This is a genomic window from Burkholderia sp. ABCPW 11 (assembly GCF_001523445.1).
Classification (GTDB): Bacteria; Pseudomonadota; Gammaproteobacteria; order Burkholderiales; family Burkholderiaceae; genus Burkholderia.
Genome location: NZ_LOVM01000093.1, coordinates 286378 through 308592, shown reverse-complemented (window position 1 = coordinate 308592; position 22215 = coordinate 286378). Strand labels below are relative to the sequence as shown.

Annotated in this window: 20 protein-coding genes; 4 read left to right on the top strand and 16 right to left on the bottom strand. The window is 67.4% G+C overall.

What is annotated here, in order from left to right; translation table 11 throughout:
• Nucleotides 1–8 precede the first annotated feature (8 nt).
• Together tmk and mltG are read right to left on the bottom strand one after the other, a co-directional pair.
• A complete protein-coding gene (gene tmk / locus WS61_RS30400; protein ID WP_059506068.1) occupies nucleotides 9–629 on the bottom strand; it encodes a dTMP kinase in 621 nt (206 codons plus the stop codon).
• A complete protein-coding gene (mltG, locus tag WS61_RS30395; protein ID WP_059506066.1) occupies nucleotides 629–1648 on the bottom strand; it encodes an endolytic transglycosylase MltG in 1020 nt (339 codons plus the stop codon). Before mltG ends, tmk begins: the two co-directional genes overlap by 1 nt.
• A 77-nt stretch (nucleotides 1649–1725) precedes the next feature.
• Between mltG and WS61_RS30390 the strand changes: the two genes are divergently transcribed.
• A complete protein-coding gene (locus WS61_RS30390) occupies nucleotides 1726–2760 on the top strand; it encodes a folate-binding protein YgfZ (protein WP_059506065.1) in 1035 nt (344 codons plus the stop codon).
• Nucleotides 2761–2836: 76 nt separating this feature from the next.
• Nucleotides 2837–3679, top strand: a complete 843-nt coding sequence (locus tag WS61_RS30385; RefSeq protein WP_059506062.1) for an NRDE family protein — start codon at nucleotides 2837–2839, stop codon at nucleotides 3677–3679.
• A 16-nt stretch (nucleotides 3680–3695) separates the two neighbouring features.
• On the opposite strand, the gene WS61_RS30380 is transcribed toward WS61_RS30385, so the two are convergent.
• From WS61_RS30380 to WS61_RS30340, 9 genes are all read right to left on the bottom strand, one after another.
• Nucleotides 3696–4142 carry a GNAT family N-acetyltransferase gene (locus WS61_RS30380; protein WP_059506060.1) on the bottom strand — a complete coding sequence of 149 codons (447 nt, stop codon included), beginning with the start codon at nucleotides 4140–4142 and terminating at the stop codon, nucleotides 3696–3698.
• 41 nt (nucleotides 4143–4183) lie between these two features.
• Nucleotides 4184–5143 carry an alpha/beta hydrolase gene (locus WS61_RS30375; RefSeq protein ID WP_059506111.1) on the bottom strand — a complete coding sequence of 320 codons (960 nt, stop codon included), beginning with the start codon at nucleotides 5141–5143 and terminating at the stop codon, nucleotides 4184–4186.
• A 159-nt stretch (nucleotides 5144–5302) separates the two neighbouring features.
• Entirely contained in the window at nucleotides 5303–5782 is a 480-nt protein-coding gene (locus WS61_RS30370; RefSeq protein WP_006483907.1) for a PaaI family thioesterase, read from the bottom strand.
• Nucleotides 5779–6093, bottom strand: a complete 315-nt coding sequence (locus WS61_RS30365) for a Dabb family protein (RefSeq protein WP_006483902.1) — start codon at nucleotides 6091–6093, stop codon at nucleotides 5779–5781. Before WS61_RS30365 ends, WS61_RS30370 begins: the two co-directional genes overlap by 4 nt.
• A gap of 741 nt (nucleotides 6094–6834) precedes the next feature.
• Entirely contained in the window at nucleotides 6835–7263 is a 429-nt protein-coding gene (arsN2, locus tag WS61_RS30360) for an arsenic resistance N-acetyltransferase ArsN2 (RefSeq protein WP_059506059.1), read from the bottom strand.
• Between the two features lie 21 nt (nucleotides 7264–7284).
• Complete coding sequence (gene arsH / locus WS61_RS30355) at nucleotides 7285–8007, bottom strand: arsenical resistance protein ArsH (protein ID WP_059506057.1); 723 nt, start codon at nucleotides 8005–8007, stop codon at nucleotides 7285–7287.
• 20 nt (nucleotides 8008–8027) lie between these two features.
• Complete coding sequence (gene arsB / locus WS61_RS30350; protein WP_059506054.1) at nucleotides 8028–9101, bottom strand: ACR3 family arsenite efflux transporter; 1074 nt, start codon at nucleotides 9099–9101, stop codon at nucleotides 8028–8030.
• A gap of 64 nt (nucleotides 9102–9165) precedes the next feature.
• Nucleotides 9166–9660 carry an arsenate reductase ArsC gene (locus WS61_RS30345; protein ID WP_059506053.1) on the bottom strand — a complete coding sequence of 165 codons (495 nt, stop codon included), beginning with the start codon at nucleotides 9658–9660 and terminating at the stop codon, nucleotides 9166–9168.
• A 30-nt stretch (nucleotides 9661–9690) separates the two neighbouring features.
• Nucleotides 9691–10026: a helix-turn-helix transcriptional regulator gene (locus WS61_RS30340; protein ID WP_059506051.1), complete on the bottom strand. Its 336-nt coding sequence runs from the start codon at nucleotides 10024–10026 to the stop codon at nucleotides 9691–9693.
• Between the two features lie 703 nt (nucleotides 10027–10729).
• On the opposite strand from WS61_RS30340, the gene WS61_RS30335 reads away from it, so the two are divergent.
• Nucleotides 10730–12871 (top strand): hypothetical protein, encoded by a 2142-nt coding sequence (locus WS61_RS30335; RefSeq protein ID WP_059506049.1) that lies wholly within the window; start codon nucleotides 10730–10732, stop codon nucleotides 12869–12871.
• Between the two features lie 109 nt (nucleotides 12872–12980).
• Here WS61_RS30335 and WS61_RS30330 read toward each other — a convergent pair whose 3' ends face one another.
• The 5 genes from WS61_RS30330 to WS61_RS30310 all read right to left on the bottom strand — a co-directional run bounded on the left by WS61_RS30330 (nucleotide 12981) and on the right by WS61_RS30310 (nucleotide 20464).
• Complete coding sequence (locus WS61_RS30330) at nucleotides 12981–14381, bottom strand: sensor domain-containing diguanylate cyclase (protein ID WP_059506047.1); 1401 nt, start codon at nucleotides 14379–14381, stop codon at nucleotides 12981–12983.
• 259 nt (nucleotides 14382–14640) lie between these two features.
• Nucleotides 14641–15819, bottom strand: a complete 1179-nt coding sequence (locus WS61_RS30325) for an acetyl-CoA C-acyltransferase (protein WP_059506045.1) — start codon at nucleotides 15817–15819, stop codon at nucleotides 14641–14643.
• A 50-nt stretch (nucleotides 15820–15869) separates the two neighbouring features.
• Nucleotides 15870–16502: a bifunctional nicotinamidase/pyrazinamidase gene (gene pncA, locus WS61_RS30320; RefSeq protein WP_023475610.1), complete on the bottom strand. Its 633-nt coding sequence runs from the start codon at nucleotides 16500–16502 to the stop codon at nucleotides 15870–15872.
• 44 nt (nucleotides 16503–16546) lie between these two features.
• The gene (locus WS61_RS30315; protein ID WP_059506044.1) at nucleotides 16547–18631 is read right to left on the bottom strand and encodes a 3-hydroxyacyl-CoA dehydrogenase NAD-binding domain-containing protein; all 2085 of its coding nucleotides are present in this window, start codon (nucleotides 18629–18631) and stop codon (nucleotides 16547–16549) included.
• 189 nt (nucleotides 18632–18820) lie between these two features.
• Entirely contained in the window at nucleotides 18821–20464 is a 1644-nt protein-coding gene (locus WS61_RS30310; protein WP_059506042.1) for a 3-(methylthio)propionyl-CoA ligase, read from the bottom strand.
• On the opposite strand from WS61_RS30310, the gene WS61_RS30305 reads away from it, so the two are divergent.
• Nucleotides 20376–22211: a YdiU family protein gene (locus WS61_RS30305; RefSeq protein ID WP_373557140.1), complete on the top strand. Its 1836-nt coding sequence runs from the start codon at nucleotides 20376–20378 to the stop codon at nucleotides 22209–22211. The two genes, WS61_RS30310 and WS61_RS30305, sit on opposite strands and share 89 nt — an antisense overlap.
• Nucleotides 22212–22215 lie beyond the last annotated feature (4 nt).

Below are 22215 nucleotides of genomic sequence, written 5' to 3'. Positions count from 1 at the left end.
CTTGCGGGTTACAGCGCGGCGAGCACGCGTTCGAGCTGCTGGCGGATCTCGGGAATCGATCGCGTCGCGTCGACGACCGCGAAGCGATGCGGCGCCTCTTCCGCGCGCCGCAGGTATTCGGCGCGTGTGCGGGTAAAGAACGCGTCGGACTCGCTTTCGAACTTGTCCGGCATGCGCGCGGCGCCGCGACGCTCGCTCGCGACCTGCGGCGCGACGTCGAACAGCACCGTGAGGTCGGGCTGGAAGCCGCCCTGCACCCAGCGCTCGAGCGTCTCGAGCTTGTCGCGCGGCAGCCCGCGGCCGCCGCCCTGGTACGCGAAGGTCGCGTCGGTGAAGCGATCCGACACGACCCAGTCGCCGCGCGCGAGCGCCGGCTCGATCACGAGCGCGAGGTGCTCGCGACGCGCGGCGAACATCAGCAGCGCTTCCGTCTCGAGATCCATCGGCTGGTTCAGCAGGATCTCGCGCAATTTCTCGCCGAGCTGCGTGCCGCCCGGCTCGCGGGTGACGACGACCTGCCGGCCGGCCACGGCCAGCCGGTCCTGGAGGCGTTCGCAGAACCATGACAGGTGGGTGGTCTTCCCCGCCCCGTCGATGCCTTCGAACGTGATGAATTTACCGCTCGCCATTATTGACCTCGTATGTACTTGTCCACGGCCTTGTTGTGGTCGCCGAGCGTGTCCGAGAACACGCTCGTGCCGTCGCCCTTCGCGACGAAATAGAGCGCGCTCGTCGGGGCCGGATTGATCGCCGCCTGCAGCGCGGCGACACCCGGCAACGCGATCGGCGTGGGCGGCAGCCCGCGTCGGGTGTAGGTATTGTAAGGAGTGTCGGCCTGCAGGTCGCGCTTGCGCAGACGGCCGTCGTACGCGTCGCCGAGCCCGTAGATCACCGACGGATCGGTCTGCAGCGGCATGCCGATGCGCAGCCGGTTCGCGAACACGGCGGCGACGAACGCGCGGTCGGCCGCATGGCCGGTTTCCTTCTCGACGATCGACGCGATCGTCAGCATTTCGTAAGGCGTCTTGTACGGCAGCCCCGGCGTGCGCGCGGCCCATGCCTCGTCGACGCGCGTCTGCATCAGGCGGTATGCGCGCCGGTAGATGTTCAGGTCGCTCGTGCCCTTGTCGAACAGGTAGGTATCGGGAAAGAACAGCCCCTCGCCGCTGCCGCGCTGCACCGCGCTGTCCGATGCGCCGATCGCGCGCAACAGCTCGGCGTCGCTCATGCCGGCCGTCGAATGCGCCAGATCGGGGTTCGCGTCGAGCTCCGCGCGCATCCGCTTGAAGGTCCAGCCCTCGATGACCGTCGCGACGTACTCGTTCACGTCGCCGCGCGCGATCTTCTGCAGCACGTCGTACGGCGTGATGCCGGTCTTGAATTCGTAGTTGCCCGATTTGAGCCGGCTCGACAGCCCGAGCACGCGCGTCATCGCGACGAAGGCGAGCGGCTCGACCGGCACGCCGCCGCGCTTGAGCTGCGACGCGACGCTCTTCACGCTGCTGCGCGGCTTGATCGTGACGTCGAGCGATGCCGAACCCAGCGACAGCGGCCGGGTCGCCCAGTAATACCCGCCGCCCGCGCCGGCAGCGGCCATAACGACGGCCAGCGCCACGATCGTCGCGGCGCATTTCTTCAGTAGGGACATGGAAACGTGACTCAGGTAAGACCCATATAATACTTGCTCGCCTCCGTCAAAGTCAGGGTTGACTGTTCCCTCATTCCATGAGCACACCGTTCGCTTCACCGGCTGTCCAGGCCGCATCTGCCTCGCTCCCCGTTTTCCCCCGCCCGTCCGCCGCCGATTTCGACGCGCCGGGCGCCTGCATGCCGCTGCCGCAGTTCGGCGTGATCGACGTGGCCGGCGACGACGCCGCGACGTTTCTGCACAGCCAGCTCACTAACGACATCGAGCATCTCGATGCCGGCAGCGCGCGGCTGTCCGGGTACTGCTCGCCGAAGGGCCGCCTGCTCGCGTCGTTCCTCGCGTGGCGGGCCGGCCACGGCGTGCGCCTGCTCGTGTCGAAGGACGTGCAACCGGCCGTGCAGAAGCGGCTGTCGATGTTCGTGCTGCGTGCGAAGGCGAAGCTGACGGACGCGAGCGACACGCTCGCGGTGGCCGGCTTCGTCGGCGACGTGCGCGCCGCGCTGTCGGGCATCTTCGATGCGCTGCCCGACGGCGTGCACGTGAAGGTCGACGGCCCGGCCGGCGCGCTGATCCGCGTGCCCGATGCGGCCGGCCGCAAGCGCTATCTGTGGATCGGCCCGCGCGCCGAAGTCGATGCGCGCGTCGCCGCGCTGGCCGGCACGCTGCCCGTCGTGTCGCCCGCCGTGTGGGACTGGCTCGACGTTCGCGCCGGCGAGCCGCGCATCACGCAGCCGGCTGTCGAGCAGTTCGTCCCGCAGATGGTCAACTTCGACGTGATCGGTGCCGTTAACTTCAGGAAAGGGTGCTACCCGGGCCAGGAAGTGGTGGCGCGCAGCCAGTACCGCGGCACGATCAAGCGCCGCACCGCGCTAGCGCACGTCGCCGGCGAGACCGATACCGTGCATGCCGGCGTCGAGCTGTTCCACAGCGACGACCCGGGCCAGCCGTGCGGGATGATCGTCAATGCGGCGGCCGCGCCGGCGGGCGGCGTCGACGCGCTGGTCGAGATCAAGCTCGCCGCACTCGACAGCGGCACGGTGCACCTCGGTTCGGCCGGCGGCCCGGCGCTCGCGTTCGATGCGCTGCCGTACGCGTGGCCGACCGAAGCGTGATGCACTGACAACCCGTTCGCGGGCCGGCTCGCGAGTCGCAGCCGGCGCGCGACGTTTCCTGCGAGAGATTCGCCCGATGTGCCTGATTGCCTTCGACTGGCAGCCTGATGCCGCCGCCGGTCCCGTCTTTACCCTCGCCGCCAATCGCGACGAATTCTTTCGCCGGACCAGCGCGCCGCTCTCGTGGTGGGAGGACGTGCCGGGCGTACTGGCCGGTCGCGATCTCGAAGCGGGCGGCACGTGGCTCGGCGTATCGCGCGACGGCCGCTTCGCCGCGCTGACCAACTACCGTGCGCCGTTCGACATTCGCGCGGGCGCGCCGACCCGCGGCAAGCTGGTATCCGACTTTCTCGGCGGCTCGTCGGTCGCCCCACTCGACTATCTCGAGCAACTTGCCGAACATGCGGCCGTGTACAACGGCTTCAACCTGCTGGTCGGCGACTGGCGCCGGCGCGAACTCGCATGGTTCTGCAACCGCGCGCCCGAGGGCGAAAGCCGTGTCGCCGCGCCCGTCGCGATCGCGCCGGGCGTGCATGCGCTGTCGAATGCGCGGCTCGACACGCCCTGGCCGAAAGTGGTGCGCAAGCGCGCGGAGCTCGGCACGCTGCTCACCGACAACCCGACCCCGTCGCTCGACGAGCTGATCGCGCTGATGCGCGACCCGCACGTCGCCGATGACGACGCACTGCCGCACACGGGCATTCCGATCGAGCGCGAGCGCGCGCTGTCGGCCGCGTTCATCGAAACGCCCGAATACGGCACGCGCGGCACCACGGCGCTGCGCGTCACGATGAAGGAAGGCGTGCGGCTGACGGTCGAGGTCAAGGAGCGCAGCGACGACGACGGCTCGCACCGGACCGTCCGCCCGGGCGCATTCGAGCGCGCGTTCACGTTCGATATCGACACGACGCGGCGCTGAACGCACGCGTTGCGCGCTACGGCGCGCGCGCCATCTCGACGTGCGGCACGCCGGCTTCGACGAACGGCTCGCCGACCGTCGCGAAACCGTGCCGCAGATAGAACGACACCGCCGAATCCTGGGCGTACAGCCGCACGACGGCTTCGCCGCGGCGCCGTGCGGCGTCCAGCAGCGCATTCAGCACGGCCGATCCGACACCCTGCCCGCGCATGTCGGCCAGCACCGCGACGCGGCCGATCGTGCCGGACGGCAGCAACCGCCCCGTCGCGATCGCCCGGCGCAGCCCGGTCGCCGCATCGGTCCGGTACGCGACCGCATGCAGCGACAACGGATCGTCGTCGTCGAGTTCCCATTCCGGCGGAATCTGCTGCTCCCGCACGAACACCGCGTCTCGGATTCGCGCAGCGTCGCCGCCCAGCACCGTCCAGTCGCCCGTTTCCACCACGCCCGCGCCGTTCGTCATCGCAGCTCTCCCGCGGCCTGCACGCCGTCGCGCGCTCGCCGTCAAACTTCGTCGAATGCAGCCTTCAGCGCCGCGACCGCATCGGCATGCGCGGCCCGCACCTCCGGCACGTAGCCGCCCATCTTGAAGAATTCGTGGATCATCCCCGGATAGCGGACCAGCGTGACCGCGTTGCCGGCCGCGCGCAACTTGTCCGCGTACGCGGCGCCCTCGTCGCTCAACGGATCGAATTCAGCCGTCGCGATCCATGCCGGCGCGACACCCGCGAACGACGGCGCATCGCGCGTGCCGTCGAGCGGCGCGAAACGCCAGTCGTCGCGGTCCGCCCGATCGCGCACGTATTGCGTGAAGAACCACTGGATCGTGTCCTGCGTCAGCAGGTAGCCGTTCGCGAGCCGTGCATGCGATTCGGTGTCCTGGTAACCCGTCACGCCCGGATAGATCAGCAGTTGCAGCGCAAGACGAATGCCCGCGTCGCGCGCGAGCACCGCGCAGACCGTCGCGAGCGTCCCGCCCGCACTGTCGCCGCCGACGGCCAGCCGCGCGGCGTCGATGCCGAACGCGGCGGCCTCGCGATGCAGCCACTGCAATGCGTCGTCCGCGTCGTTCACCGCGGTCGGAAACCGGTGTTCGGGCGCGAGCCGGTAGCCGACCGACAGCACCGCGCATTGCGCATCGTGCGCGAACATCCGGCACAGCGCATCGTGCGTGTCGACGCTGCCGACCGTGAAGCCGCCGCCGTGGTAGTACACGAGCGCGGGCAGCGGCTCCGCGAGGCTCGGCTCGACCGGCAGATACAGCCGCGCACCGATCGTGCGGCCGTCCCGCGTCGGCACGGCGCATGCTTCCACCGAATGCATCGGCGCCGGCGCGACGTCGAGGATCGGCGCGCTCTTCTCGTATGCGGCGCGCGCCTGCTGCGGCGTCTGGTGGTGATACGACGGACGTTTCGCGCGCTCGATCATGTCGAGCACCTGGGCGATCTTGGGATTCAGCGGCATCGGTGTGGACGGCGCCGGCGTGGCGCCGTGAACGGACAAGCGTGACATGATGCCACGCGCGCGCCCGGCGAGCGCGGCGCGCGGTGCGCCGGCCCGCCCGCGCGCCAAAACGAGACGGCCCTGCGTCATCGAAGGGACAGGGCCGTGCGTGATGGATGCTTACGCGTCGCTCGGGCCGGGCTGGGCGTCCGGCGCGGTGCGCGAACGTTGCCGCTTGATGTCGCGGCCGACCGCGAGCCGCCGCATGTACTTGAACGTACCGAGCGCCTTCGCGACGAAATTGCCGTCGCTGTCGCGCACTTCGCCTTCGCAGTAGGCCATCGTCGTCGAGCGGTGCATCACGCGCCCGTAAGCGCGCAATTCGCCGCGGCCCGGCTGCATGAAGTTCACCTTCATCTCGACCGTGACGACGCCGACGCCGTCGTCGGTCAGGCTGCGCGCCGCCATCGCGAGCGCGATATCGGCGAGCGTCATCGTCACGCCGCCGTGCGCGATGCTCCACGTGTTCATGTGGCGCTCCTCGAGCGGCAGCACGATCTCGCTCGCGCCATCCTTCGCGGACACGAGCTGCACGCCGAGCAGATCGACGAACGGGCTTTCGATCGACGGGCCTTCCGTCGGGGTTGCCGCGTCGCTCATCGTGCGTTGTCTACGATGTAGTCGACGCACTCGCGCGATTCGGCCACCGCGACGACGAATTTCTTCACTTCCTGGTGAACCGGATGCACCTGGTACGCGTCGAGCGCGGCCTTGTCGGCGAAATCGGAGACGAGCACGATATCGGCGGTCGCGTCGAGGCCCGGCGTCGCCACGCCGACGTCGATCTGCAGGGTGCCCGGCACGAGGTCGCGGCAGCCTTCGAGCTTCTCCTTCAGCTTCAGTGCGTTCTGCGCACGCGTCGCGCCTTCCGCCGATTCCTTCAACTTCCACATGACGATATGTCTGATCACTTCGTTCGCTCCTGTTCGTGTTGGTTCGGTGGTTTGCCTGAAACCGTTGCCGGTTGGGCGCGTTCCGCCCTTTCACCGTTCGCTCGCATTCGCTCGAAATCGCGTTCGGCCGAGAAAAACGGGTATCGCCTGCAATCTTCAAGGGCGGCACCCGCATCTCATCGTGCCACTTGCCGACGTCGAGATCGGACGAGCAAGCCCAGGCGACAAGCCTACCAAACTTACCGGCACCGATGGCGCCGTATCTCGGGGTTCGCCCATCCGGCACCAAACTCCGGTGCCACCGATACATAGTTGACGGAAAGGAGAGTTTATTCGCGATCGGGAAATGTCCGCCGCTGGTCTTCAAGACGGCTGGTCGATACGGACCCCGCGTCCTTCTCGCGCCATTCGGAACCGGCCGATAACCCGCAAACGACAATACCGATAGCGCCCCTCTCGTACAGGGACGAGCATGCGGGCAACATCAGCAAGCCACCGAGGTGATGGCTCGACGTTCGGATCAGATGGGTCAATGGCGATCTCGACAATGACAACGCCTGGAGGAGGAAATGCGCTTCAATTCGACCCGATTCCGGATCGATCCGATACCACGCGGGGCCGATCGGCCGTACGTCGCATACGGCAGGATCGCCGCGATACACGTGGACGGAGCGGAGCAAGAAGCACACGCCGGCGGCGATTGGGCGGCCTTCGAGCGTCGCGACGATGCAGATGCGTACGCAACGACCGCCGTAACGCTCAAAGAACCCGCAGCATTGAAACGGCCGATCCCGGACACACGCCCTGGAACTGGGGCGACGCGAGCACCGAAGACGGCACGTCCCGTCGTGCAACGCACACGAAACCCAGACGGGCAAAATAGTCCTCTGCGGTCGTTGTGAGCAGCACCAACGACCGCACGTCGAGGGAACGGCATGCGTCCACCAGCCGCGACACGATGACCCGCCCGACGCCGGAACCGCGCATGTTGGCGGCGACCGCAACGGAACGCAGAAGCGCGGCGTCACCGTAATACTCGACACCGCCGCATCCGCATACCGTCGAATGCTCGATCGCAACGACGAAACGTTGCACATGACCTGCGACCCCGGCGACCGGCAGGCCGCTCTGGCGCAGCAATGCTTCAATCGACGGCAAGTCGTCGACAGTGGCGCAACGGATCTCCATCCTGGCTCCTTCCGTAGGACGCTAGATGCTTCGCTGGTTCACACGCCGTGAAAGCGCTTCGGCGCTCTCCTTCCGCTCGCTGTACCGATCGACCAGGTACGGGCCGATGTCTCTCGTCAGCAACGTAAACTTCACCAATTCCTCCATCACGTCCACGACCCGATCGAAATAAGCGGACGGCTTCATCCGCCCCGCTTCGTCGAATTCCATGAAAGCCTTCGCCACCGACGACTGGTTCGGGATGGTCAGCATGCGCATCCAGCGCCCGAGCACACGCATCTGGTTCACCGCGTTGAACGACTGCGAACCGCCGCTGACCTGCATCACCGCGAGCGTCTTGCCCTGCGTCGGTCGCACGGCGCCGACCGACAGCGGAATCCAGTCGACCTGCGACTTCATGATGCCCGTCATCGCGCCGTGCCGTTCCGGCGAGCACCACACCATCCCTTCCGACCACATCACCAGTTCGCGCAGCTCGACGACCTTCGGATGACTGTCGGGCGCGTCATCCGGCAGAGGCAGTCCGCTCGGATTGAACACGCGGGCTTCGGCGCCCATCGCCGTGAGCAAGCGTGCCGCTTCCTCGACCAGCAGGCGGCTGAACGAGCGCTCGCGGAGCGAGCCATAGAGCAGCAGAATCCGGGGAGGATGCGTCGACGGCGCCGCCGGCCGCAATTGGGCGGCATCCGGCACGCGGAACAGCGCGGTGTCGAGTTGCGGTAGATCGTTCATATCGTCGGTCATCTGCGGATTCTCCGATGTACTCAGGCCCGATGCTCATACCAGCCCCTCGACCGGTTGACGACACGCACGACCAGCAACATCGCCGGCACCTCGACCAGCACGCCGACGACGGTCGCCAGCGCGGCGCCCGAGTGAAATCCGAACAGGCTGATCGCCGCGGCGACGGCCAGCTCGAAGAAGTTGGATGCACCGATGAGCGCCGACGGACATGCAACGCTGTGCTTCTCGCCGACCGTGCGATTGAGCCAGTAGGCCAGCGCGGAATTGAAGAACACCTGAATCAGGATCGGTACCGCCAACAGCGCGATCACGAGCGGCTGCGCCAGAATCGCCTCGCCTTGAAAGGCGAACAGGAGGACGAGCGTCGCGAGAAGCGCAGCGATCGACCAGGGAGCAATCCTCGCCATCGCGGCATCGAATGCAGCCACGCCCTTGGCGAGCAGGTGCTTGCGCCACAGCTGCGCGAAGATGACCGGAATGACGATGTACAGCACGACCGATGTGAGCAGCGTCGCCCACGGTACGGTGATCGCCGACATGCCGAGCAGCAGCCCGACCATCGGTGCGAACGCGATCACCATGATGCTGTCGTTCAGTGCGACCTGCGACAACGTGAACAGCGGGTCGCCCCCCGTGAGTCGACTCCACACGAACACCATCGCCGTACACGGCGCCGCGGCCAGCAGAATCAAGCCGGCGATGTAGCTGTCGAGCTGGTCCGTCGGCAACATCGGTGCAAACAGGTGGCGAATGAACAGCCAGCCCAGGCATGCCATCGAGAACGGCTTGACGAGCCAGTTCACGACCAGCGTGACGCCGATGCCTTTCACGTGTCGACGTACCTCGTGCAACGCGGCGAAATCGACCTTGACGAGCATCGAAACGATCATCACCCAGATCAGCAACCCGACGGGCAGATTGACCTGCGCGTATTCGATCCGGCCGATCTGCCGGAACAAACCGGGCAGCGCCCGGCCGAGTGCGATACCCGCGACGATGCACAGCGCGACCCAGAGCGTGAGGTAGCGTTCGAAGAAATTGATGGCCGGCTTGGTAGCGGCCTTGCGCGGCGGGGCGGTGTTGTACGCGGTCATTGCACGGGATTCGGTCTCGAAGGCGTCGCCCGCCGCTCACGCCGGCGGGCCGTCGTACGGGCGATCAATGTCGCGCGATATCGGTCAACGCGCGTTGAAGCTCGGCATTGCTCATGCGCTCGAGCGGCAACGCCAGCAACTGCAGCATGCGATAGCCGATCGCTTGACGCGTCAGGTCGAACGCAAGTCGCCTGCCTTCGTCACCGCCGGCCGCATTCGACGGATCGGCGTAACCCCAATGGACTTTGATGGGGCTGCCGGGCCAGTACGGACACGTTTCGGCTGCCGCACTATCGCACACCGTGATGACGACACGCATCTCGGGCGCGCCGTCGCCGGCGAATTCGTCCCAGCTTTTGCTGCGGTATCCGTCGACGTCGACGCCGGCGTTCCTCAACGCCTCCAGCGCGAACGGGTTGACGCGACCGCTCGGCGCGCTGCCGGCGCTGTACGCCCGGACGTCCTTGCCGAGCGTCGCGGCCCAGAAATTGAGCATGCCCTCCGCCAGCACGCTGCGGGCGGAGTTGTGGGTGCAGAGAATCAGTACGTTCGTGGTCATGGGCGATGCACGCGCATGCGCGTCAGGGCGTCAGGATTGGCAGCGATCGGGTGTCGGGCACGCCGGCACCGGCGAACATGGATTTCCGCCGCAGCAGTTCTCGGTGAGGTAGGCCAGCAAGCCGTTCATCGTCGCGAAATTTCCGCAATAGAACACGAAGCGGCCTTCTTGTCGGCTCGTCACGAGTTGCGCATACGCCAGCTCCTTCAAATGGAAGGACAGCGACGACGGCGGCACGTCCAGCAACGTGGCGATCTGGCCGGCGGACATGCCTTCCGGCCCGGCCTGGACGAGCGCGCGGAACACGGCTAGCCGGGACTCATGCGCGAGCGCTGCAAGTGCAGCGATGATCTGGTTTGCTTCCATATTTCTATAATAGTCGAAATATGGAACTTTGCGTAGCGATTCGCGTAAACCACGGTAGCCGCCATGCCTGCCCGACCTGCCGGTTCCGATGAGCGAACGCACGATTCCGGTCGAACGGCAGGAACGCGAATTGCGCGGCCTCGTGCTCATCGCCCCGGTGCGAGCCGGCTCCTTGCCCAAAAAGGCGTTACGAACATGGCGATTCCTTTCCTGCCCGGCATCAATCGCCGGCGTGATACGGTATTGCCGATCAGTTTCGTCACCGGATATACGGAGTAAATTATCCGCATCCGTTAAATCGCACATTTTACCGGCGAGACGGGTAATAATTGCGGCCAGCTTTTCAATTCAATATTCGAAAACCAAAACATTATTGACTTCGACTTTCCCGTAAATTTAGAATCGCCTACGACGGCTTACGTATCATCTTCTTCGCCGCCCCGGATTCGCCATTCACCCGCGCGAAGGGCTTGTGCATTGCCTTTGTCGCGGAGCATCGACGCGTCGCCCCTGTCGTTTCCAGCTTGCGGCATTTATCGGCCATTCGGCTATTTGCCAACCCATTTTCTTTTCGAAGAATCGCAACATCCCGATTAACTCCCGTCATTCGCCAGAATGAATACAAATCGGGATCAAGCGGACCCGAGATCCGTCGATTAGAACATCCAGATAAAAATCGCCAGTCATCAGGAGGGACATCAACATGCATCGCCTTGCGAAGTCGCTGTGTCTCGGGCTCGTCTGTGCCGGTCTGCTGTCGGCCTGCAACGACGACGACGTCAAATCGAACAGCCCGCCGTCGAACACCGCCGCGTTGTCGTTCCGCATGGACACCGGCGGCCAGATCAATGCGTTCTACCGGCAGGACAAGGTCGCCGCGCACCTGCTCGTACGCTCGTCGACGAAACCGCGCCTGCTCGTGGTCTTCCCCGCCGGCAACAGCGGCACCGGGCTGTGGTTCGACGACACCGCGCAGCCGGTGAACTGGAGCCTCGACACGCCGCCGTCCGCGTTGTCGGCCCCGGACGCACACGGCCGCCCGCTCTACGGCATCGGCGCCGACGTGTCGGTCGACACCGGTACGCTGACGATCCGCCAGGGCGTGCTGAGCAACGTGCGCTTCCTGCGCGACTTCAACGGCGGCGCCACGATTCCGCAACAGATCCTCACCGCGCCGACGGTTCAGGGCGGCACCGCGCAATGGCAACGCGACCGGATCGACGGCGCGCCCGGCTATGCGCTGCGCATCACGCTGCGCGACGGCGGCAGCATCGCGCCGGCAGCGGGCGGCAAGCTCGTGCTGAGCGCGCCGACGGGCTCGCACACGCTGAAGCTGCACATCGACGCGCTGTCGGGCGAGACGCCGCTGTCGCCGATCACGCACGCCGACCTGTTCGCCCCGTCCGTGAATCCCGATCCGGTCAGCCAGAACGTGCTCGAATTCCTCAGCTTCAACGACAAGCTGCTGGCCGGCTCGTGGCAGTACGACACGTACTTCGGCCGCGACACGCTGATCTCGGTGCGCATGCTGATGCCCGTGCTCGAACCGGCGGCGATCGAGGCCGGGCTGTCGTCGGTGTTGGGCCGCCTGTCGGCCGACGGCAAGGTCGCGCACGAGGAAGGCATCGGCGAATTCGCGCTGATCGACAACCAGAAGAACGGGCGGCCGAACGATGCGACACCGACCTACGACTACAAGATGATCGACAGCGACTACCTGCTCGCGCCGATCGCGGCCGCGTGGCTGATCGACGATACGCGCGGCCAGGCGCGCGCTGCCGCGTACCTGGCGCAGCGCGGCAGCGACGGGCAGACCAACGGCAGCCGCCTCGTGGTCAATCTGCTGCACGTCGCGACGACCGCGCAGCCGTTCGCGCAGCAGCCGTCGGTCGCGAACCTGATCCATCTGCGGCCAGGCGAAATCGTCGGCAACTGGCGCGACAGCACCGACGGCCTCGGCGGCGGCGTGTACCCGTACGACGTGAACGCGGTGCTCGTGCCGGCCGCGCTGCGCGCGGCGAACGCGTTCCTCGCCCGCGGCCTGCTCGATCCGTACCTCGATGCCGGGCAGCGCGCAACGCTCGCCAACACGGCGAACGAAGCGGCCACCTGGGAAACGCAGGCGCCGCCGCTGTTCCAGGTCAGCGTGCCGGCCGCGCAGGCGGCCACCGACGTGTCGGCCTATGCGCCATCCGCCGGCGTGCCGGCCGGCGCCGCGCCTGCCGCACCGCTGGCCTTCTACGCGCTGTCGCTCGACCAGCAGGGCAACCCGATTCCGGTGATGAATTCCGACGGCGGCTTCGCGCTGCTGTTCGGCACGCCGCCCGACGACCAGCTTCAGCGGATCGTCGCCGACGTCACGCGGCCGTTCCCGACCGGGCTCGTGACCGATGTCGGGATGCTGATCGCGAACCCCGCGTATGCGAACCCGTCGCTGTGGCCGAAGTTCACGAGCTCCGCGTATCACGGCACGGTGATCTGGTCGTGGCAGCAGGCAATGTGGGTGGCCGGGCTCGATCGCCAGCTTGCGCGCCAGGACCTGTCGGCCGCGACGCGCACGCTGCTCACGCAGGCGCGGCAGACGATCTGGCAGGTGATCTCGAACGGGCGCGACATGCGCACGTCGGAAATGTGGACGTGGTCCTACGTGAACGGCAAGTACCAGACCGACGCATTCGGCACGCGCAGCGCCGACGCGACCGAAGCCAACGCGGCGCAGCTCTGGAGTACGACGTATCTCGCGATCCGCGATCCGCAGCAGCGCGCGGGCAAGTACTGGTGGCAGGCGTCGCAGCCGATACAGGACGGACAGCCGAAGCAGGCGACGGCGGTGGCGTCGCGCTAGCGCGTCGCTGCGCGCGTGCCCGGCGTGCCGGGTGTGCCGGCCGGCACCGGCACCGGCCTGAAAAAGCCCCGGTGGCGTTCCCGCCGCCGGGGCGTCGGCGAAATGCGGATCATCGCGACACCACGCGATTGCGCCCTTCCCGCTTCGCCCGGTACAGCCGCTCGTCGACCACCCGCAGCAGCGCATCGACCGTGCCGCCGTCGATGCCGTATTGCGCGACGCCGACGCTGACCGTCACCTGCACGCGCTTGAAGTCGAGCCCGAACGGCGCACTCGCGATCGACGAACGCATGCGCTCGGCCGTCATCCGCGCGCCTTCGAGCGGCATCTCCGGCAACAGCGCCATGAACTCCTCGCCGCCGACCCGCGCAAGCGCGCCCGCCGGCCGGATCGCCTCGAGGCATTGGCGCACGACGCCGCGCAGCACCTCGTCGCCGATCTGGTGCCCGTATGCATCGTTGATGTTCTTGAAATTGTCGAGATCGAGCGCGAGCAGGCAGAACGGCGTGCCGTCGCGCTCGGCCCGCACGATCTCGCGCTCGACCTGCGCGATGAACTGGCGGCGATTCGACGCCCCCGTCATCGGGTCGGTCGCGGCCATGTACTCGAGCTTCTGGTTCGTGCGCCGCAGCTCCTGCAGCGCGCTTTCGGTGCGCGCCATCGATTCCGACAGCCGGCTCATCAGATCTTCCTGGCTATAAATCGCCGAGAACGAGCGCGTCGTCTGCAGCGCCTGCACGACGCCGTAGCTGAGCAGGAAGAATCCGCCCGCGAAGATCGCATGCGCGAGCCACCACATGTGATTCCACGGCTTGCCGAGAATGAACGCGAGCGACGACAGCGCGAACGCCATGATCGACACGCCGTAGATCACCATCAGCGGCGAGCGGATCCGCCGCGCGAGCAGCACGCACACGTTCAGCAGCGAGAGCACCAGCGCGCCGCCTTCCATCGACAGCCGCGTGCCGAGCGCGCCCGCGACCGGCGAATACGCGATGTACGCGACCGCCACGTTGACGATCACGAAGAACACGATCCACGGCAGCCACGTCCGCACGCTCGTGCGCTTGTCGATCCGGTCGGGCGGACGCGAATACGACAGCAGGCCCGTGAGCAGCAGCGCCGACATCACGAAACGCGACGCGGGCCCGTACAGCAGGAACAGCCAGATGTTGTGGTGCGCCATCCCGGTGAATGCACCGTGCAACGCATAGATCATCGCGAAGCCGAGAAAGCCGAGCGTCAGCCAGCGCAGCAGCGGCTCGCCCGACGACCGGTAGCACACCCACGTCACGTAGGTGACGAACGCACCTTCGATCGTCGCCGCCGCGATCGCGATTTCGTGGAAGGCGTGGCTCTCGAACACGACGCTCCGGTCGCTGAAGAACCACAGATAGGCAATCAGATAGGCAGGCAGCAACGCGAATCCGACCAGCAGGCATTTCGCGTAGAGCCTCGCGGCCGCGCTGACGACGCGCGGCGGTTCCCCGGCTGCATAGGTCGTACTCATTCGGTCCCCGGTCGGTCTGCTGCGTTGATTCGAATCTTCGCGGCGCGGATCGCGCGACGCACGATCCGGCCCATCGTGCCGAAAGGCAAATGTCAGAGCAAGTATAGGTGGGGCAATTCGTTTGACAAGTCAGGGGAAACGGCATTGCCGGGTGCATGCCGTTTGCTTCCCCGCCGTCGCGAATGGCGCGTCGGCCGCGCCGATTCGCTGCGGCGGCGTGCGGCGACGCCGAAGCGTCGCCGCGGCCGCTACTCAAAGATCAGAGGATTTCGAACAGCCCGGCCGCGCCCTGCCCGCCGCCGATGCACATCGTGACGACCACGTACTTCACGCCGCGCCGCTTGCCTTCGATCAGCGCATGGCCGGTCAGGCGCGCGCCCGACACGCCGTACGGATGGCCGACCGCGATCGCGCCGCCGTTCACGTTCAGGCGATCCTCGGGAATCCCGAGCGTGTCGCGGCAGTACAGCACCTGCACCGCGAACGCCTCGTTCAGCTCCCACAGGCCGATGTCGTCGACTGTCAGCCCGGCCTGCTTCAGCAGCTTGGGCACCGCGAACACCGGGCCGATGCCCATTTCGTCCGGTTCGCAGCCGGCCACCGCGAAGCCGCGGAAGGCGCCCAGCGGCTGCAGCCCGTCGCGCTGCGCGGCGGCGGCGCTCATCACGACGCAGGCCGACGCGCCGTCCGAGAACTGGCTCGCATTGCCTGCGGTGATCACGCCGCCCGGCACGGCCGAACGGATCTTCGACACGCCTTCGAGCGTCGTGTCGGGGCGGATGCCTTCGTCGGCCGACACCGTCACTTCCTGCGTGAACAGGCGGCCCGTCGCCTTGTCGGCGATGCCCGCGAGCACGGTGATCGGCACGATCTCGTCGCGGAAACGCCCGGCTTCCTGCGCGGCCGCGGCGCGCAGTTGCGACTGCACGCCGTACGCGTCCTGCCGCTCCTTCGAGATGCCGTAGCGCTTCGCGACGTTCTCGGCGGTCTGCAGCATGTTCCAGTAGATCTCGGGCTTGTGCTCGACGAGCCAGCCTTCCTGGATCATGTGCCGGTTCATCTCGTTCTGCACGCACGAGATCGATTCGACGCCGCCGGCCACATAGATTTCACCTTCGCCCGCGATGATCCGCTGCGCGGCCAGCGCGATGGTCTGCAGCCCCGACGAACAGAAGCGGTTCACCGTCATCCCCGGCACGCTCACCGGCAAGCCGGCGCGCAGCGCGATCTGCCGCGCGATGTTCGCGCCCGTCGCGCCTTCGGGGTTCGCGCAGCCCATGATCACGTCCTCGACGCGCGCCGGGTCGAGCTTCGCGCGTTCGAGCGCGGCCGCGACCACGTGGCCGCCGAGCGTCGCGCCGTGCGTCATGTTGAAGGCACCGCGCCAGGATTTCGCCAGCGGCGTGCGTGCGGTCGATACGATTACGGCTTCGGTCATGCGAGTCTCCTTCGGTCCTGCTTCATGTCCTGAATCGGATGGGAAATGCGCTACGCCGCCGGGCGCGCGCCCGCGGACGTCGCATGTACGACGCCCGCTGCCTGCATCTGCTGCCATGCGTGTGCGAGCGACCCGTTCAGGTCGATCGCACGGCACGCATCGTTGATCACCGCGGCTTCGAAACCGGCCGCGCGCGCATCGAGCGCCGACCACGCGACGCAATAGTCGGTCGCGAGCCCGCAGCACCACACGCGCTTCGCGCCGAGTTCGCGCAGGTAGCCCGCGAGCCCCGTGCGCGTCGTGCGGTCGGCTTCGACGAACGCGGAATAGCTGTCGACCTGTGCGTCGCCGCCCTTGCGGATCACCAGCCGCGCGTGCGGGATGTCGAGGTCGCGATGCAGCGCCGCGCCGTCGGTGTCCTGCACGCAGTGCACGGGCCACAGCACCTGCTCGCCGTACGGCAGCGCGAGCGTCGAAAACGGCTCGCGGCCCGGATGGTTCGCCGCGAACGACACGTGCTCGCGCGGGTGCCAGTCCTGCGTGAGCACGACCTGGTCGAAGCGTTGCGCGAGCGCGTTGATCACGGGCACGACCGCATCGCCGTCGGGCACCGCGAGCGCGCCGCCCGGCATGAAGTCGTATTGCACGTCGATCACGAGCAGGACGTCGTCGGTGCGTTTCATTGCGTGTCTCCAGACAGGATCGGCCGCGCCGCGATGCGGCGGCGTCAGCCGTTGAACCCGCGGCCGGCCTTCGCCAGTTCCGCGATCGACGGCGCGAGCCGCCAGGCGTCGCCGTTCGGCGCCGCCGCATAGCGGCGAATCGCGCGCTCGACGTTGTAGAGGCCGACCGTGTCCGCGTACAGCATCGGGCCGCCGCGCCACAGCGGGAAGCCATAGCCGGTCAGGTAGACCATGTCGATGTCGGACGCCTTCGACGCGATCTTCTCTTCGAGAATCTTCGCGCCTTCGTTGACCAGCGCGAACACCAGCCGCTCGACGATCTCGTCGTCGCCGATCTTGCGCCGCTCGACGCCGCGCTCCTTCGAATACGCGACGACCATCTCGTCGACGAGCGACGACGGCTTCGCCTTGCGATCGCCCGGCACGTAGTCGTACCAGCCGGCGCCCGTCTTCTGGCCGAAGCGGCCCTGTTCGCACAGGCGGTCGGCGATCTTCGAATACTGCAGCTCGGGCTGCTCGACGTAGCGCCGCTTGCGGATCGCCCAGCCGATGTCGTTGCCGGCGAGGTCGCTCATCCGGAACGGCCCCATCGCGAACCCGAACTTCTCGATCGCGCGATCGACCTGCGCGGGCAGCGCGCCTTCCTCGAGCATGAACAGCGCCTGGCGGATGTACTGCTCGATCATCCGGTTGCCGATGAAGCCGTCGCACACGCCCGACACGACCGCCGTCTTGCGGATCTTCTTCGCGACCGCCATCACGGTCGCGAGCACGTCCTTCGCGGTCTGCGCGCCGCGCACGACCTCGAGCAGCTTCATCACGTTCGCCGGGCTGAAGAAGTGCATGCCGACCACGTCCTGCGGACGCTTCGTGAACGCCGCGATCTTGTCGACGTCGAGCGTCGACGTGTTCGACGCGAGGATCGCACCCGGCTTCGCGACTTCGTCGAGCTTGCGGAACACCTGCTCCTTCACGCCGAGTTCCTCGAACACGGCCTCGACGATCAGGTCGGCGTCCTTCAGGTCGTCATAGGAAAGCGTCGGCGCGATCAGCGCCATGCGCGCGTCGAGCTTTTCCTGCGTGAGCTTGCCCTTCTTCACCTGCGCGTCGTAATTCTTGCGGATCGTCGCGAGGCCGCGCTCGAGCGCCTCCTGCTTCGTTTCGAGCAGCGTGACGGGCAGCCCCGCGTTGACGAAGTTCATCGCGATCCCGCCGCCCATCGTGCCGGCGCCGATCACGCCGACCCGGCGGATCTCGCGCAGCGGCGTATCGGCCGGCACGTCGGGAATCTTGCTCGCCGCGCGCTCGCCGAAGAACGCATGGCGCAGCGCGCGGCTTTCCGGCGTCATCATCAGCGCGACGAAACCTTCGCGCTCGGCGATGCTGCCCTTGTCGAAACCGTTCAGCACGCCGGCCTCGATCGCGTCGATGCACTTGTGCGGCGCGGGGAAATTCGGCGCGGCGGCCCGCGCGGAATTGCGTGCGAACTGGATGAAGCCCGCCGCGTTCTCGTGGACGATCTTGCGATCGCGCACGCGCGGATGCGGCCCCTTCTGCGCGCCGACCTTGCGTGCGAACGCGACGGCCGCGTCGAGCAGGTCGCCGTCGGCCATTTCGTCGAACAGCCCGCTCTTCGCGAGTTGCTCCGACGGCACCGGCGCGCCCGAGACGATCATGTTCAGCGCGGTTTCGAGCCCGACCGCGCGCGGCAGGCGTTGCGTGCCGCCCGCGCCCGGCAGCAGCCCGAGCTTCACTTCGGGCAGCGCGACCTGCGCGCCGGGCGCCGCGACGCGGTAATGCGCGCCGAGCGCGAGCTCCAGGCCACCGCCCATCACGACGCTGTGCAGCGCCGCGACGACCGGCTTCGCGCTCGCCTCCACCGCACGGATCACGGTGTGCAGCGTCGGCTCCTGCAGGGCCTTCGGCGTATTGAATTCGGTGATGTCGGCGCCGCCCGAAAACGCGCGGCCCGCGCCGGTCAGCACGATGGCCGTGACCGACGGATCCTGCGCGGCGCGATCGAGCGCGTCCATGACGCCCTGGCGGGTCGACAGGCCGAGCCCGTTGACGGGCGGGTTGTTGAGCGTGACGACGGCCACGCCGTCGCGAGTCGAGTAGTCCACTGCCATCTGCCTGCCTCCATGCATCGCGCGCCGGATTGGCTGCGCTTCATTGTGCGCGGTCGAACGGCCGCATGTCCGGATGAACGCAGGCAGCATACAACGAAAAAGCACGGTCGTTCAATTTGAATTTCGTTCCCGATCCGGGGACGGATCGGGCGACCGGTTCGCAGGCAGGAAACGGCCCGGGCGTCGGGCTTACGGCTCGCACACCGCCGTCGGCAACACGTAATCGCGGAACGTCTCGCGCAGCTTCAGCTTCTGCAGCTTGCCGGTCGCGGTGTGCGGCAGCGATTCGACGAACACGACGTCGTCGGGAATCCACCATTTCGCGACCTTGCCCTCGTAGAACGCGAGCAGCGTGTCGCGGCTCAGGTTCGCGCCTTCGCGCGGCACCACGACGAGCAGCGGCCGCTCGGTCCATTTCGGGTGCGCGCACGCGATGCAGGCGGCTTCGGCCACCCCCGGGTGCGCGATCGCGACGTTCTCGATGTCGATCGAGCTGATCCACTCGCCGCCCGACTTGATCACGTCCTTGCTGCGGTCGGTGATCTGCAGGAAGCCGTCGGGGTCGATCGTCGCGACGTCGCCGGTCGGAAACCAGCCGTCCGACAGCGGCGACGCGTCGCCGCGAAAGTAGCGGTCGATCACCCACGGCCCACGCACCTGCAGCTCGCCGAACGCGACGCCGTCCCACGGCAGCTCGCGACCGTCCTCGCCGACGATGCGCATGTCGACGCCGCAGATCACGCGCCCCTGCTTCTCGAGCAACCGGCGCTGCGCGTCGAGCGGCCGCTGCGACTGCGCCCAGTTGAGCTTCGCGAGCGTGCCGAGCGGCGACAGCTCGGTCATCCCCCACGCATGGATCACGCGCACGCCGTATTCGTCCTCGAACGTGCGCAGCATCGCGGGCGGGCACGCGGAGCCGCCGATCACCGTGCGGTTCAGCGTCGAGAAACGCACGCCGGCTTCGCGCATGTAGTTCAGCAGGCCGAGCCACACGGTCGGCACGCCCGCGGAAAACGTCACGCGCTCGGCCTCCATCAGCTCGTACAGCGACTTCCCGTCGAGATCCTTGCCCGGCAGCACCAGCTTGCCGCCCGTCAGCGGCACCGCGTACGGCAACCCCCATGCGTTGACGTGGAACATCGGCACGACGGGCAGCACGGCGTCCATCGCGGACAGGTTCATCGCGTCGGGCAGCGCGGCGCCGTACGCATGCAGCACGGTCGAGCGATTCGAATACAGCACGCCCTTCGGATTGCCGGTCGTGCCGGACGTGTAGCAGAGCCCCGACGCCTGCTGCTCGTCGAGACGCGGCCAGTCGTAGCGGCCGTCCTCCGCTTCGACGAGCGTTTCGTAGCAGAGGAACGGCGTGGCGCCGGACGGCAGATGCGCGGCGTCCGTCATCGCGACCCAGCCCTTCACGTGCGGGCATTGCGGCGCGATCGCGTCGACGAGCGGCGCGAAATTGATGTCGAACAGGACGTAGCGGTCTTCCGCGTGATTGACGATGTACGCGATCTGTTCGGGAAACAGGCGCGGGTTGATCGTGTGGCACACGGCGCCCATCCCGCCGATCCCGTAATACGCCTCCAGATGCCGGTAGCCGTTCCACGCCAGCGTGCCGACGCGGTCGCCGGTTTCGACGCCGAGCCGCACGAGCGCCTGCGCCAGCTGCTTCGCGCGGCGTTCGCAATCGCGGTACGTGTAGCGGTGCAGGTCGCCTTCCACGCGCTTCGACACGATCTCCGTGTCGCCGGCGTGCCGCGCCGCATGCGAAATCAGCGACGACACCAGCAGCGGCACATCCATCATCTGGCCCAGCAACGGCTTACTCATCGTCTTGTTCTCCCCGAGGATGCGAATCGGTGACCGTCCTGCGGGCCGTTTCCGTCCGGAAGCAGTCCCGCTGCGCGCCCGTCGGCGGCCCCGGACGGGCGTGGCGCGCGGTGCGCGGGCCGCCATGCGGGCGGCGCGGCGCCGCCTTACAATATCGGCTTACCCAGAGGCGCTCAACATGTCGTTTTCCCGAAGCGCAGCCGATGCGGCTGACACCCTGCCCGACCTCGCCGCGACGCTCGGCGCGCCCGCCGAACATGCATTCGTCACGCTCGGCGACGCGTTTCATACGCGGCTGCCGGCCGCGCCGCTTGCCGCACCGTACGTCGTCGGCTTTTCCGACGAAGTCGCGCAACTGCTCGACCTGCCGCCCGCGATCGCCGCGCAGCCCGGCTTCGCCGAGCTGTTCGCCGGCAACCCGACGCGCGACTGGCCCGCGCACGCGATGCCGTACGCGTCGGTCTATTCCGGCCATCAGTTCGGCGTGTGGGCCGGCCAGCTCGGCGACGGCCGCGCGCTGACGATCGGCGAATTGCCCGGCACCGACGGCCGGCGCTACGAACTGCAGCTCAAGGGCGGCGGCCGCACGCCGTATTCACGGATGGGTGACGGCCGTGCGGTGCTGCGCTCGTCGATTCGCGAATTCCTGTGCTCGGAAGCGATGCACCACCTCGGCATCCCGACCACGCGCGCGCTGACGGTGATCGGTTCCGACCAGCCGGTGGTGCGCGAGGAGATCGAGACGGCGGCCGTCGTCACGCGCGTGTCGGAGAGCTTCGTGCGCTTCGGCCACTTCGAGCACTTCTTCTCGAACGATCGCCCCGATCTGCTGCGCCAGCTTGCCGATCACGTGATCGACCGCTTCTATCCGGCCTGCCGCGACGCGGACGATCCGTACCTCGCGCTGCTCGAAGCCGCGACGCTGCGCACGGCCGACCTCGTCGCGCAGTGGCAGGCCGTCGGCTTCTGCCACGGCGTGATGAACACCGACAATATGTCGATCCTCGGCGTGACCATCGATTACGGTCCGTTCGGCTTCGTCGACGCATTCGACGCGAACCACATCTGCAACCATTCCGATACCGGCGGCCGCTATGCGTACCGGATGCAGCCGCGCATCGCGCACTGGAACTGCTACTGCCTCGCGCAGGCGCTGCTGCCGCTGATCGGGCTGCAGCACGGCATCGCCGACGACGATGCGCGCGCCGAGCGCGCGGTGGACGATGCACAGGCCGTGCTCGCGACGTTTCCGGAGCGCTTCGGTCCCGCACTCGAGCGCGCGATGCGCGCGAAGCTCGGCCTCGAGCTCGAGCGCGAGCACGACGCCGATCTCGCGAACAAGCTGCTCGAGACGATGCATGCGAGCCGCGCGGATTTCACGTTGACGTTCCGCCGGCTCGCGCAGGTCTCGAAGCACGACGCGAGCCGCGACGCGCCCGTGCGCGACCTGTTCATCGATCGCGAAGCGTTCGACGCATGGGCGAACCTCTACCGCGCGCGGCTGTCCGAGGAAACGCGCGACGACGCGGCTCGCGCGGTTGCAATGAACCGCGCGAACCCCAAATACGTGCTTCGCAACCATCTCGCCGAAGTCGCGATCCGGCGCGCGAAGGAAAAGGATTTTTCGGAAGTCGAACGGCTCGCGCGGATCCTGCGCCGCCCGTTCGACGAACAACCGGAGCATGAAGCGTATGCGGCATTGCCGCCCGACTGGGCCGGGTCGCTCGAAGTGAGCTGCTCGTCGTGACCGC